This window comes from Vibrio sp. 10N.261.52.A1 (assembly GCF_002876325.1).
GTDB lineage: Bacteria > Pseudomonadota > Gammaproteobacteria > Enterobacterales > Vibrionaceae > Vibrio > Vibrio chagasii.
This window is the reverse complement of the sequence record NZ_MCYD01000891.1, coordinates 1-14,069: the sequence shown is the minus strand read 5'-3', so window position 1 is coordinate 14,069 and position 14,069 is coordinate 1. Positions and strand designations below refer to the sequence as shown.

Genomic DNA, 14,069 nt, shown 5'->3' with positions numbered 1-14,069 from the left:
CATCACTAAAACTAATAAATACATAAAGTTAGCGATTACTAAATGATGATTTTCATATTCATCTAAGCGTTGCGAGCAAAGCCAAAACTGCACATTATGCAATCTTGTTTATATTTTTGATCTCTCTATTCTTTTTGTGTTCATTTTTTTGCATTTTCCGTTCACTTATCTTGTTTAAAATCTCTGCAAACTACCACTATTTAGCTAGAGAGATCATATGTTTAACAGTATACGAACGCGAATTGCGGTGAGTGCGGGCGGGGCGATGGCTTTCACCCTGTTGATCGCAATGGGCATGACCACTAGCGCTTTTACTGATGTGAACAAACAAGTCACAGAGAAAGTAAAACTACAGTTAACCGATGCTACGACAACCGACTTACAAAATACGGCACTTCAGCAAGGGTTAAACATTTCCAACCAACTGAACCCGGTACTAGCCAACTTAACACAAGCACGTTCAATCATTGAGTTGAGTTCAGAAACGGACGCTAGCGCAGACCTTATCGTTAAACAGTTTACTGCCGCGCTAGAAGCACAAAACAAAGCCGTATTTGCCGGCTACATGGTGTGGGAAAACAAGACTTGGCCACAACAAACCGATCTCAATGACGAAAACAGCTTGGACAGCGAATTAGGCTTTAATAGTCAGGGCTACCTTGCCCCTTTCTTCTCTCCCAATGACGAAAACAGCTTTGACGCGGTCGCAATGGAGAGCTACAGCAATACCGAGCTAAACAGCAATGGTGAACGCAAAGACGACTGGCACTTAATGCCTTACCAAACCGGTAAAACATTCGTAATGGAGCCGTACTTCTATCCGGTTCGTGGTAAGCAAGAACTCATTACAACAATCAGCCAGCCGATCAAACAGAACGGTAAGATCATTGGCTCACTAGGGTTCGATTTGTCACTTCATGAACTGCAAAGCCAGAGTGAAGGTCTTGCTCGTCACCTATTCGACGGACAAGGTAGAATCCTCATCACTTCATGGAAAGGTATCACCCTAGCCAACAGCAGCGCTGGAAACATGGTGGGTAAGAAAGTCTCGCCAGAGCTAGAAAAAGAATGGTCGCGAGTTCAGTCTATCGCTAAACAGTCTGGGGCTGGGTTGGTTACATTTGGCGGAGAGGAATACGCCATAACTGCAATCGAAACTAGCGACGCACCGTGGGTAGTCATGGTGTCGGTTCCCAGTAGTCACCTTGCAAAAAGTGTCGACGAATACACCCAGTGGAGTGATGAACAGAATTCGAAAGCGCTTGAAAAAGGTGTGTGGGCGGGGATCGTCGCCGTTCTTCTAGGCATCATATCGATGGCACTGATCGCCAACTCACTGGGCAAAGTTCTTAATAACTTGGTCGAGCGATTCAAAGATGCCGCACAAGGGGAAGGCGATTTAACCTACCGCATCGAAGTAAAAGGGAAAGATGAGACCGCACAACTGGCTCACTGGTTTAATACCTTCCTATCTCGTATACAAGGGATGCTACTTACTGTAATGGCGACAGCAGACCAAGTCGATAAAAACGCGACTGAAGGTCAAGCGCGTGCAGAGGTATCTCGTGACCAGTTGAACGCTCAAGTAAACGAAGTGAACTCACTCGCCACTGCAATCAATGAGATGAGTGCAACTGCGCAAGAAGTGGCAAACTCAGCCGTGCAAGCCGCTGCCGCAGCGAGCCAAGTACAAAGTAATAGCCTTAACGGCATGACACGCATGGACAATGCTGCAAGCGCGGTTGATAGCTTAGCGGTTCAAGTGAATGATGCGCAGCAACAAACGCAAAACTTGGTCGATTCGAGCACTGCGATTCAAGGCATTTTAAGCGAGATTGGTGGTATTGCAGAACAAACTAACTTGCTTGCACTGAATGCAGCTATCGAAGCTGCCCGCGCAGGCGAAGCAGGACGAGGATTTGCCGTGGTTGCCGATGAAGTACGTAACCTAGCAAACCGTACTCAAGGTTCAACCGAAGAGATCCGCTCAATGCTAACGCGCCTAGAGCAAGAGACCCAATCTATCGTGGTCTTGATGGAGCAAAGTCAAAAGCAAGCGAATGATACCAAAGGCGAAACTCAAGCCGCTCATTTGGCGCTGTCTGAAATTAACCAAGCCATTGAAGTCATCAACGACATGAACAATCAAATCGCTTCTGCAGCTGAAGAGCAAAGTTCAGTATCTGAAGAGATTAACCGTAACGTAGTCATCATTAACGACACCGCTGTGGAAGTGATGGACACCATGACATCCTCGGTAGAAATCAGTAATGAGCTGACAGTAAAAGCCGGAGAGTTACACGGAGAGTTGAGCAAATTTAAGCTCTCGTAATTCACCCTCTCTTCCATAAAAACAAGGCCGAGAAACGTAATGTTCTCGGCCTTTCTATTTATTGTTCACTCGCAGCATCAATGCCTCTCAGCGAGCAAAATCTAATTGGAATCTAATTCAATCAGCTGATTGAGCACCTCTTTATCCAAAACCGGGTGATGCTTACTCGCGAGCAACAGTACGATATCCACCGCAGGTAACGGCGGCATATCATCGAGAATCTTCAAATCAGGTGTGACACTGAGCTTGCCCATCGCACCAATTGCCAACCCAGCTTTGACGATTGCACGCTGCGCTGAAGCCGTATTACTGCACGCCAAAAGCTGATATGACGTGTCTTGCTTGGTTAAACCATTCACCGCAGCAGCATGGTATTTACAATCCGTCTGGAACAGAGCGAGTGGGACAGGTTTAGAATCATCAAACACAAAATCAGGGCTGCTTATCCAAACGCCCGCATCATTGGTTAGCCAATATCCCTCTTCACTATCGGGAGCGCGGGTCACAATCGCGGCATCAAGCCTACCATCATCAAGCCACTCTCTAAGCGTAATACTCGGCAAGCTAAATACTTGAATGGAGCACGTGGGTTCTGCGTTCTGCAACAGCTTAATCACTTTCGGCAAGATGCTGTCGTTATAGTCTTCAGGGCAACCTAATCGCAGTGGCTGTTTGTCTTCATAACGCTTTACTTGTTTCAATGCCGTATTGTGGAGTGCTACGAGCTGCTCCGCATGAGAACGCAATGCCAAGCCCGCCTCAGTCAATACTAGGTTGCGTCCTTCCTTTTGAAACAGAGTAACGTTAAGTTCTTCCTCTAACTTACGCATCTGAGCGCTAAAGGCCGACTGGGTGCGATTAATCTGCTTTGCAGCACGTGTAAAACTGCTGGTCTCCACAAACGCAAGAAAGCCTCGCAACGCATCAATATCCATATTGAAATCACCACCCATCGTTTTTATTAATGTATTGCATCAAAATTATCCGTTAGTGCGCCGCAATACAATCCCTTAAGCTCAAATGCATACCCACCAGACGCAAGGAAGCATTTATGCAGCTTTATATCGCTAATCAGAACTACTCAACTTGGTCACTGCGCGCATGGCTAATATTCGATCACTACAACCTCGCCGCAGACGTCATCAAACTTAAGCTATTCACCCCAGATTTTTATAACACGTTAGCGAAAGTGACACCCACTGCAAAAGTGCCGACTCTGGTTGATGGTGACGTTGCAGTGTGGGATTCATTGGCGATTCTCGAATACGTTAACGATGCCTACCTAAACGGCACTGCATGGCCAAGTTCCATTGCTGAACGCGCCTTAGCCCGAGCTATCTCGGCAGAAATGCATTCTGGTTTTTTCAACATCAGAAATGAGTTACCAATGAACTGCCGAGCCAAAAGAAAGCTGGTTTTGAGTGAAGGTGCACTAAAAGACATCGCTCGCATCGATGCCATTTGGTCAGAACAAATGGAGCAATACCCAGAGGGCTGGCTATTTGGTGAATGGTCGATTGCTGATGCTATGTTTGCACCAGTAGCACTACGCGCAGAAACCTACGGCATTCAGCTTTCGGAAAAAGCCCAACAGTATCAACAACGTGTGTTGAATAGTCCGTCGATAAAGAAATGGTTGGCAGAGGCGAGTTTAGAAAAAGATATCGTTGAAGAAGACGAGGCAGGAGAGCCTGTTTAACATGTAGCGAATGAGTCTCGAATAACTTCGAGACTCATTGTTTTCATAAGGGAATATGATTTACTGACTCGCTACTCAGCAGTAACGCTCTCTTGGTGAACGTTCGCTTCAAATTCCAATATGTCACCCGGTTGGCACTCTAACACTTCACACAACTTGTCTAGTGTCGATAGCCTTACCGCTTTGGCCTTGCCATTCTTTAGCACCGACAAGTTAGCTTCGGTTATCCCAACCTCTTGTGCCAATGTCTTTAATCGCATTTTTCGCTTGGCCATCATAATGTCTAAATTAATGCGGATAGTCATGACAAGTCCTTTAAATCGTTTGGCTGTGCTCATCAGCCAGAATATAACCTTCTTTCATCACCCATGAGATGATCAAAATTATTATACCTAATATAAGTGTCAAAAAGTCCATCCCCACAAAACTAATCTCAAAGATACGCTCACCTGGTGGATTATTGAACGACAAAATCACCGACATCAATGAACCATAGATAACCGACCCCAAAACCCAATAAAACAAGCTATACCCGAGCTTCTGGTATGACAGTGCATTTTCCAAAGAGAAGATTTCGCCTCGCTCATAGTTACGGAATAAACGTATCAGAACCAGTAGTGCGTATATCAGGATGCTAGACATCGCTAAGCTTGTGAACGCAGCAACCATTCTTGTTGTCATAGTAAGTGGCAACATCGTGTAACTCCCGATGTCATAAGTGAGGTAAAAAATACCAGTCGAACTTATAAAGTCATAGGGAGTCTCAACGGTTAACCAGAAGTAGCACACCATGATAGGAGTAAGCACAAGAAAAGACTGCAATAGCATGCGAACACGTCGGCTTTGTTTTTGGATGTTAGACATAGTTAATGTTCCTGTTAAGTTTACAGGAAGATACTAAGATCAAAACAAACGATGATCAACAATAAATTATCGTTTTGCGATAATTTATTTCCTTTTAGCATCTTAACAAAGCAAATAAAAAAGTGTTAGATTTATCCGTTAATGATGAAGGTTCTAGCTCACTCTCGAGTCGATTCACTTAGCCACCGGTCACCTGAACCTTTACCCAAATCTCAATAATTTTGTCGACTGTGATCGCCTAATCACAATGTGCAGACCTGATTGTTTATATTCAAGCTAATTCAATTCATTAAGATAAACATCATGTTACGAGCCTCTATCGCATTACTCAGTGTCACAAGCTTGGCTGTATCTGCCAATATATCCCTACCCTCAGGTGAGGACTGGATAGCTCATGCCAGCGAAGGATTAGCGCCTTATTGGATGATGCCGAGTACTCAAGGAGAACCGATAGGCAACTTCCCGACTTTCCGTTGTGATGATGGGACATTGCTTGATGTGACCAACGTTTGTCCTGAGTTAGATCGAGGCTGGATCACGCCACACTTCGGCAAAGAGTTCACTCGGATGAAGTCACGCCAAACCTATGCTTATGGCGTGCTCTACCACCTAACCGGAGACAGGCAAGCATTAGCGCTCGCTAAGCAAGGGGCTTACTACCTCATTGAACACTTAGAAGATCAGCAAAATGGTGGTTTCATCAGCTTCACCAAAGACGGCAAAGCAGGGCTTGAGTGGCAACAGCGAACGGCTCAAGATCAAGCATATGCGCTAGTTGGCTTAGCCATGTACTACTACCTAACTCAAGATAAGAAGGTAGAAGACGCTCTCATCGCTCAACAAGCTTTTATCTTCGAACAATACCGACTTAACGATAACAGCGGCCTTGCGTGGGTGCTTGCCGACGGTGAAGATGGCAAAGTCACTCAGCGGGAATTGGTTGCACAACTTGACCAGATTAACGGCTACATGCTGTTAATAGCTCCACTACTGAAAGATCCTACCAAGACAAAATGGCTTGATGATCTGAATTGGCTGACACAAACCATGATCGAGCACTACCACTCCGAAGATGAACAACGCTTCTACGGTGCCATTCACAGCAAAGCAGCCATGATGCCGAACGCCAATCACAATGATTTTGGTCACACCATCAAAGCGTATTGGATGACTTACCTTACTGGGCAAACTCTGGATAACTCCGAATGGAAAGAGTTCGGTATGCAAGGGATGAAGCACACTTTAGCCCAAGCCGAGTACCAGAAAGACTTCACCGATGTATCCCAATACTTTGGCGACAAGCTTCAAAAGGCATGGCAAGGACGAGAGATTACTGGCTGGCAAAGCAGACCAAACACACATTGGGCTTCGTCATGGGAATGGGCTGAGCTCGACCAAGCGGCAATGACGGTATCGCTTGTCGATGGTTCGATGAAAGAAACCCTACAATACACGTTGCCGACTTTTCACGATGTGTGGGTCGACCACAAATATGGTGGTGTAGGGCTTGAACCTAAGCGCACTAAGGCTTTTCATTGGGGCAACGGCTACCATCAATTTGAGCATGCGTTGATTGGTTACTTATATGCCAGACAAGTGGAAGGCAAACCTGCAGTGCTTCACTACGCGAGACCAGCTAACAGCGAGATACCAATGGAACCGTATTACTATCAAGGCGATGTGGTTAAGTTGGAGAATCTGGAGGGGGGAATGCAGAAGGTCAGCTTCAATAACATCCGGCCTTAGCAGATTTTCTTAAGCGCACAACGAAAATGAGCCCGTTCAAAGGGCTCATTTTGCTATCTTTTTTTTTACTATCTTCTTTTGTTCTGCTCTACCAGCTTTTCATTCCATGCGGTATTGCCATCACGCTTAGAGACATCGTACTCCGCACAGAACTGAGATATGGTCATATTGTTATCGCCAGTGGCAAGCTTGAGAGCCAACTGAACTTGTTGAAGCTTGCTTTGCAGTCGCAAGATTTGACCAGCATTTGGGCTTTTCTCTTTGGCGTATTTTAAAGCCGCATGCTTACGTTCTGCCGCGCCAGCTCTACGATCCGCTTCTGATAACAGATACTTTAACTGCGCAACACTCTTGCCCTTCTTAAAAGCAGGATCAAGCAGCTCAACGCACTCATCAAACGATGGGTTGATAACGTATGGGTCTACTTTATGTGCCTGTTGGCGCATCCACTCTAGTGCGAGTTTTTCATCTGACATAATCGAATCTTTTCCAAAGAAATAGCCCTATATGATATCGCTCAATAGCGAATGGCTGCAATAGCAAATTAACTTATCTCACGCCTTTAAATACAACGCTACAGAAAGTATTGGTGCCACGCATCAAGAAGCACCCTCTCTTCAAATATTGGCGTTAGAAACGAAATAAAGAGCTAACCACACCGTTAAAACTCGCCAAACCAAACACAAGCAAAACGAAATTAAAAACATTTAAATCAATAGTTTATTGATATTAATCCGTGTAATTTACCCGTCAAATTACACGACTTCTTTGCACTCATTCATAGTTTTGTACATTACTCATTCTAGCCAATAAAACTCACCTACTTTGTTTATATGCATGGATAAACATATAAATCAGAGCAATGAAAAGACGTACATTTTTGAAAAGCGTAGCTGGGGCTGCCTTTGTACCAACCCAACTTTTGGCTTCGCAAAGCAACAATCCTTCCTTATTTCCGGTCTCAATTATGCAGGGTGGGCGCAGCGCAACCTCGGGAGATTTTCACCTTCTTAGTGGAGAATTGCCAGCTGATATCCATGGTCATGTGTTTTTTTCTGAAGGGATACCATTGGAGCCAAACCACCTGAGTCCGAACGGCCGCGGCGCTCTAACCCGTCTCGACTTTTCGCCAAGCAAAGTTTCTTTCTTGCGTAAGATGATTGATACCCCGTCAGCCATCATGCAACAGCATATCTCCTATGGCTATGACAGCTTTAAATTACTTGGTGGTATGGCTTATTACAGCCCGACGATGGGATTCGTCAATTATTGTAATACCGCGCCCAACTACCTGGGTGACAACCGATTCGCGCTCAGCTACGAAGGTGGGGTTCCCTACGAATTTGATGCGCTGAGCTTAGACCTGGTCACACCGATTGGTCACTATGATGAGTGGCAGAGCAGTCTTCCACCTTGGATGAGCCCTTTTATTCCTGACAAATGGCTGTTTCCACAAGTTCGTACCACAGGCCATCCGTATTTTGATCTCGAGTCGGATGAATGTTTCACCATTAACTACGGTGGAAACATTTCCAATACGGGTACTAGAAATGGATTTATACGGCTTCTGAAATGGGATAAGCACAGCCCTCTACAAGGCTGGAACATTATTGGCCGTAACGGTAAGCCTGCCTTTATCGCAGCAACCGCTCACTCTCTTGGTGTAACACGCCACCACATCCTCGTATTTGAAACTGCAGCGCAAGTCGAGCCGCTACGTATGATCGGTATATCGTCGGTTTATGCTCAGCAACATCGGACTCCAACTTGGATTATTCGTAAGAAAGACCTCTACCCCGGGCGCGATTATGTGGTTGCCGACTACCTAGAACTGGATTTCGATACCTCAGACATCATGTGTAACTACGATGACCATGAAAACGAAATCACCCTATATGGCCAATACCTAGGAGCGATGGACAAATCGGAGCCCCAATACGCACGCGATAAGCGATTATTTGGTGGAAGAACTCCGAGTCAATTGGCAGGTTACCCGGCAGCGCCTATTGATGTCGGCGGCTTAGTACGCGCAAGGATCCAAGTTCAGTCACAATCCGCTCGACAGATAAATGAAGACTTCAGGCTGATAAGAGACGACCAACTTTTTTGGGATATGAATGATCCCGCGTACCGTGGACACTTCCAGTTCCCAGAGCAATTTGAACATATTTATTGGGCTGCCGTTGGCTATCGCAAAGACCATGTCATTAAGCGTGTCGCCGACGCCTATGAGCACTACCCCAATAGAAGGTTCACCAACGATTCATTACCTCAAGTCGACCAACCCTCGGCTCTCGTGCACATGGACTGCCTTTCGATGAATCTCGCCGATGCGTATCAATTTCCCTCAGATTGTGTGATGCGAACGCCTCAGTTTATGGCTCGCCCTAACAGCACCTCTCAAGACGACGGCTACATATTCACAGCCGTGGTTCGTAGTCACCCTACTCATGGCATTGGAAATGGCAAAGAGATCTGGATCTTTGACGCACAAAACTTAGCACAAGGTCCATTAGCGATCTTAGGGCACCCGCAACTCAATTTTGCGACGACGAATCATGCGCTCTGGGTAGCAGAGATAGGGCCAAGACCTGCTGATGCCTATAAAGCCAACGTAGGAGACTTCTTCAGTTCACGTTTATCAAGCCATCGCAGCGCTGTTCAAGAAGTCATTCAGCAACACATTCTGCCTCGATTTGGCTAATCCATTCGATGAAGAAAACCACCGTTAAAAATCAACTTCGACTAAACCACAAGGAAGTCTTAATGAAAATAAAAACCATGGTACTTGGTAACGCTTTGCTTGCTGCCGTAATGGGGACAGCTTTCTCTCTTCATTCCTATGAACCGGAAAGAGAGATTTCTAACTACCAAGGAACATACACCTGCCACCCTGAAGCGATTTACGACCCACGTTCTATTGATGAAGTGCAGAGCATCGTCCAAGACGCTCTGATACGCGGTAAGAAAGTGATGACGGGAAATCGCAAGTTCGCCAGCCAAATCGATGCCGCCTGCGCCGGTGACGACCAAGTTCAAATCACTCTGAAGAATATGAATAAGATTGTTCACTTCGATGCAACAAATAAGACCGTCACTGTTGAAGCCGGTATGCGGTTCAACGATCTCAATGACTTCTTACGCGGGCAAGGTTACGCGATCAACATGGTGACTGAGTTAGCTATCTTTACCGTTGGTGGCATGCTGGGCAGTGGCACACACGGCTCTACGTTAGATAGACCAAGTAACATGCTCGCTGACTACGTTACCCAGCTAAAAATTGTTGATGGGCAAGGCGAGGTCAGAGTACTTGAGGGCGATTTGCTGGACGCCGCAAGAGTGAACCTTGGTGTACTTGGCGTAGTGGTTGAAGCGACATTAAAACTTGAAGATGCCTTTAAAGTGAAAGCAGAAGTCACCGGTTATCGAGATGATTCCGACCTTGAAGACGTGGTACTGGATATTGCACACAACAACTACTCAGCGAACATCGCATGGTTCCCCGGTCTAGGGCGTTACACCACCACACTTTACAACCCAGTACCAATCGAGACAGAAGGCCAAGCCTACAATGCACAAGCCGATGTCACAGATGCGGAAGAGTTTTTCTTCGGGCTACTGTTTAATGCCGCACACGAATTCCCGGGGGCTGGTTTGCAATGTCTTGCTGCCGTCGCTCGTTACAATGGCCGAGCAAAGTCCTACTTCAAAGACAGTGTCACAGGTAAGACAGTTGATGAGCCTATCGGCTATTCAGACCAAATGCAGTACTTCGAATGCAAAGACCCGAACAAATGTATCTGGGATCGTCTGCCTATCGCGCTTCAAGAAGTTGCTATCGACATTGAGCGCCTACCAAACTGGATCAGTGATGTCCGCCAGATCGTCGACGCACACCCACGTACTTGCTTCCCACTCAATGGTATTTACTTCCGATTTGGTAAAGCTTCTGACAGTTATTTAGGAATGAGCGCAGGGCGAGATACCGCTTTCGTCGGCATTGAATACACACTGCGTAAAGAGGGTAAAAAAGAACCTAAAAACTACTTCGTGAACCTAGAAATAGAGCAAATGTCGCTGCGAAAATATGATGCGCGACCTCACTGGGGTAAAAACTCAGTCGCTATTTTTGAGGACATGCCCTCTCGCTTCCCGATGTGGCCTGAGTTCTTGCAAGCCAAAGCGGAGCTGGACCCTTTCGATACCTTCACCAACCCATTCTGGGAGCGTGTGAGTGGTGAAACGCCATTAGAAGATTATCTAAAACCAGGATGTAACGTGCGTGGCGAATGTTACTGTCAAGAAGATGCCCACTGTCAATCAGGGACAACTTGTCAGTCAGGGCTCTACTTCACTGACGCTCGCATCTGCCGAAAATAACCGGCTCGTCGGGCATATAGCACTGCGCTCTATGCCTGATACTCGTTTTTCCAAAGGATCCAACAAAGGACATCACTTCAATGAACCTCTGCCAACTACTGCGTTTAGGGCTAACATGTTGCTGCCTGTTCGTAGCACAAGGATTTGCTACCACACTCGAGGATATACGCCCTCATACTCCATCATCTCAACAAACTTGGGCTGAACAATGGTTCTACAATATCGCCGTTCCAGAGGTCGGCTACTTTAAAATCAGCCTACAAACCTACATCGCTCCTAACTTTACTGACCCAACGCCTAACGCATACGTGCACCTCGCGTTTACACCGGTAAACGGCAAGACAGTGAAATACGACATCTTTCGTGATGAGTTAATACTTCGTGGTTTTAACGACTCGGAACAGTTCCATTACGAAATACCGGGGATTGTCGTCGCCAATAAAGACACACTGAATGTAACTTTCGAAGACTTCCAATTCTCGATGCGTTGGGATGGCGAACATACTCATTATTGGCGTGGCAGAAATCCGGGGCAAACGCCTTTCGGTATTATTCCTGAATTACCGGGAGTCGGAGGTAAATGGTTTCTTTACACCGTTGGCACGCCGATTCAATACAGTTTCTACGATGGTGAGCAATCTCTGTTTGGAAGCGGATACGCTCAGCTTGATAAAGGGTGGTATGACAAAGAGTCTAGCGCAGGAATGATCTACACCATGGGACTTTCTGATGAACTCTATTACATGTTTACAGGCGCAAAAGTTGGGAATTCTAATATTGAACTGTGGGCTGGCCGCTATATCTCTCCTAATTATGACCTGATCTTCTACCCGGCGATTGGCAATATTTCACTGAAAAGAGAGGTAGATTCCTGCGCAGGGTACTTAAAATTCGAAATGAACAAAATTAAGTACAAGATGGTCATGGAAGTAAAATCCGAACTGGAAAGCTTTTACCCGTTAGCCTTCCCTTCTGTGATTATCTTTGGCGGAGAGCAGAAGTACATGAAATCGATGAAGGCTGCGGTCAATGTATCTTTATATGAGCACAACGTTTTGGCCGAAACCATAGAGATGCCGCAAGCCTTATTGGAGTTTAGTGGCCCTTTCTATTGCGATGCCTTGGATGATATTCAAAATGCATCACTGTAAATCGGCTTTAATACACAACAGGTGCTTCTAACAAAACAACAACGGAGTAGTACTTTCTTGGTGCTACTCCACAACTTAACGCCTTACAATCAGTTCCAGTAACCCCAAAAGACTCACCTTTCATGCAGACGTAATGATAGCTCACGAAACAGATAATTTTCCTGATCGATAAAAAGCCCATGTTCGTACATATAGGCTCATAAAACGCAGGTTCATTTAATCAAGTAGGAAGAGAAAGGTATGAAGGACATCACCCTGTCAAAGAACGATCTTCAAGCCATGGAGCAGCGAGAGCGCACTCGTCTAGTCAACTCATTGTCAGGATTCAAGAGTGCGAATTTGATTGGTAGCTGTGACAGTCAAGGGGCAGCAAACTTGGCCGTGATAAGCTCGGTGGTACATTTAGGCTCTCACCCTCCACTATTTGGTTTTATTGTCCGCCCATGTAAAAGACGCCGCCACACCTTGGACAACATTCTCGAAACCAAACAGTTCACGATCAACAGCATTGGCGCTGACTTTTTCAAGAAAGCTCACCAAACCTCTGCGCGATATCCTAAAGAAGTATCCGAGTTCGAGTCGGTCGGCCTGACACCTTATTATGACGATGACTTCTCAGCGCCGTTTGTATTAGAAAGCGCTTTGAAAATTGGGTTGGAGCTGAAAGAACATATTCAGATAGAGAGCAATCACACCCAAATGTTGATTGGCGAAGTCGTCACGCTTCACGCCCCCAAAAATGCCTTTATGCCTGATGGATACTTGGATTTGGAGGCTTTAGACACAGTCACCATATCAGGGCTAGACAGCTATCACGTCACCCAGAGGCTACGCCGACTAAGTTACGCCAAACCCGATGAACCATTGTTTCCGCTCACACGCGAAGGCGATCCCACCTCATGGTAGGCCCTTCAACCTAACCAAAGTCATTTTGTTCAGAAATTGGCTCCGAAAAGTGGTAACTTCCTCGGCTTAGGTCTGTAAGGCACTAAGCCGTACCTGACAGCATTTACGTTATACACTCATTTCTAAGGACTCCTTTGAAGTTAACCCACTTTAAGTACAAAACCCGCAAAGGCCCAGACTACCGACACGGCGATCAAGTGTCTTTTATGGACATTAAACAGACCTTCGGTATGGGCAGTATTCGTGTGGGCGCTTGGGTAACCAAAGAAGAGAAGGACTTAGCTGCGAACTTAATATTCGATTCATTAGCAGACCTCGCTTATATTTTGGCTCTGCCACCTGAAGCGATCGGCTTGCGTGGCACACTAGGACTAGCATTTGGCAGTGGTGGCAGAAAAGGGGTGCAAGCACATTACGCGCCCAACCAACGTGAATTAGCACTCGCGAAAAACGCAGGTGCAGGTGCGCTCGCTCACGAGTTTTGGCATGCATTTGACCACTACATCGCTGAAAAGGCGTTTGAGATTGGCGATACTTCAGGGCCTCGTAAACACATCTTGTTTGCCAGCGATTGTTGGTTACACGATAGAAAGGTGCGACCTCATCCATTAAACGAGAGTCTGATGTCGCTGTTCGATGCCACGCTACTCAGCGAGAATAACTTAGATAAACACGATTACGTCGCCCGAAGTGTCATAGCCGACAAAGCGACGTCTGCCCGTTACTTCTCATTACCAACAGAGATGATGGCGCGCGCTTTTGAGTCTGCCATTGAATCTTGCTCAGATATCGAAAACTCGTACCTAGTCGATGGCACAACAAAGCCGGATATGTTCCCCCTCTATCCAGACCTCGCGCATAGAAAGGAAATCTACAACGCGATACAAGGCTATTTTGCACCGCTAGGCCGCTCTTTGAGCAAGTAGCTCTTTAAGTAAGTAACGTTTTGGACAGCTAGATCAATAGATGATCCAAGGCTCAAAACTGTTTA

Annotated in this window: 12 protein-coding genes; 8 read left to right on the top strand and 4 right to left on the bottom strand. The window is 46.1% G+C overall.

Going from position 1 to position 14,069, the window contains the following annotated elements; translation table 11 throughout:
• Positions 1-217: 217 nt before the first annotated feature.
• On the top strand, positions 218-2,332 hold the full coding sequence (locus BCT81_RS19305; RefSeq protein ID WP_102425506.1) for a methyl-accepting chemotaxis protein: 2,115 nt from the start codon (positions 218-220) through the stop codon (positions 2,330-2,332).
• Positions 2,333-2,433: 101 nt separating this feature from the next.
• Here the strand turns inward: BCT81_RS19305 and BCT81_RS19300 are convergent, their stop codons facing one another.
• Complete coding sequence (locus tag BCT81_RS19300) at positions 2,434-3,285, bottom strand: LysR family transcriptional regulator (RefSeq protein ID WP_102425505.1); 852 nt, start codon at positions 3,283-3,285, stop codon at positions 2,434-2,436.
• Positions 3,286-3,383: 98 nt separating this feature from the next.
• Between BCT81_RS19300 and BCT81_RS19295 the strand changes: the two genes are divergently transcribed.
• Positions 3,384-4,031: a glutathione S-transferase family protein gene (locus BCT81_RS19295; protein WP_102425504.1), complete on the top strand. Its 648-nt coding sequence runs from the start codon at positions 3,384-3,386 to the stop codon at positions 4,029-4,031.
• Between the two features lie 71 nt (positions 4,032-4,102).
• On the opposite strand, the gene BCT81_RS19290 is transcribed toward BCT81_RS19295, so the two are convergent.
• Positions 4,103-4,336, bottom strand: a complete 234-nt coding sequence (locus BCT81_RS19290) for a helix-turn-helix transcriptional regulator (protein ID WP_102425503.1) — start codon at positions 4,334-4,336, stop codon at positions 4,103-4,105.
• Positions 4,337-4,346: 10 nt separating this feature from the next.
• The gene (locus BCT81_RS19285) at positions 4,347-4,895 is read right to left on the bottom strand and encodes a DUF2975 domain-containing protein (RefSeq protein WP_102425502.1); all 549 of its coding nucleotides are present in this window, start codon (positions 4,893-4,895) and stop codon (positions 4,347-4,349) included.
• A gap of 303 nt (positions 4,896-5,198) precedes the next feature.
• On the opposite strand from BCT81_RS19285, the gene BCT81_RS19280 reads away from it, so the two are divergent.
• A complete protein-coding gene (locus tag BCT81_RS19280) occupies positions 5,199-6,641 on the top strand; it encodes an N-acylglucosamine 2-epimerase (protein ID WP_102425501.1) in 1,443 nt (480 codons plus the stop codon).
• Positions 6,642-6,709: 68 nt separating this feature from the next.
• Here BCT81_RS19280 and BCT81_RS19275 read toward each other — a convergent pair whose 3' ends face one another.
• The gene (locus BCT81_RS19275; RefSeq protein WP_102425500.1) at positions 6,710-7,117 is read right to left on the bottom strand and encodes a hypothetical protein; all 408 of its coding nucleotides are present in this window, start codon (positions 7,115-7,117) and stop codon (positions 6,710-6,712) included.
• A 386-nt stretch (positions 7,118-7,503) separates the two neighbouring features.
• Between BCT81_RS19275 and BCT81_RS19270 the strand changes: the two genes are divergently transcribed.
• From BCT81_RS19270 to BCT81_RS19250, 5 genes are all read left to right on the top strand, one after another.
• Positions 7,504-9,345 (top strand): carotenoid oxygenase family protein, encoded by a 1,842-nt coding sequence (locus BCT81_RS19270; RefSeq protein ID WP_102425499.1) that lies wholly within the window; start codon positions 7,504-7,506, stop codon positions 9,343-9,345.
• 62 nt (positions 9,346-9,407) lie between these two features.
• Entirely contained in the window at positions 9,408-11,021 is a 1,614-nt protein-coding gene (locus tag BCT81_RS19265) for an FAD-binding protein (protein WP_102425498.1), read from the top strand.
• Between the two features lie 80 nt (positions 11,022-11,101).
• Complete coding sequence (locus BCT81_RS19260) at positions 11,102-12,172, top strand: hypothetical protein (protein ID WP_102425497.1); 1,071 nt, start codon at positions 11,102-11,104, stop codon at positions 12,170-12,172.
• A gap of 240 nt (positions 12,173-12,412) precedes the next feature.
• Positions 12,413-13,078 (top strand): flavin reductase family protein, encoded by a 666-nt coding sequence (locus tag BCT81_RS19255; RefSeq protein ID WP_102425496.1) that lies wholly within the window; start codon positions 12,413-12,415, stop codon positions 13,076-13,078.
• Positions 13,079-13,212: 134 nt separating this feature from the next.
• Entirely contained in the window at positions 13,213-14,004 is a 792-nt protein-coding gene (locus BCT81_RS19250; protein WP_102425495.1) for a CLCA_X family protein, read from the top strand.
• The last annotated feature ends 65 nt before the right edge of the window (positions 14,005-14,069 follow it).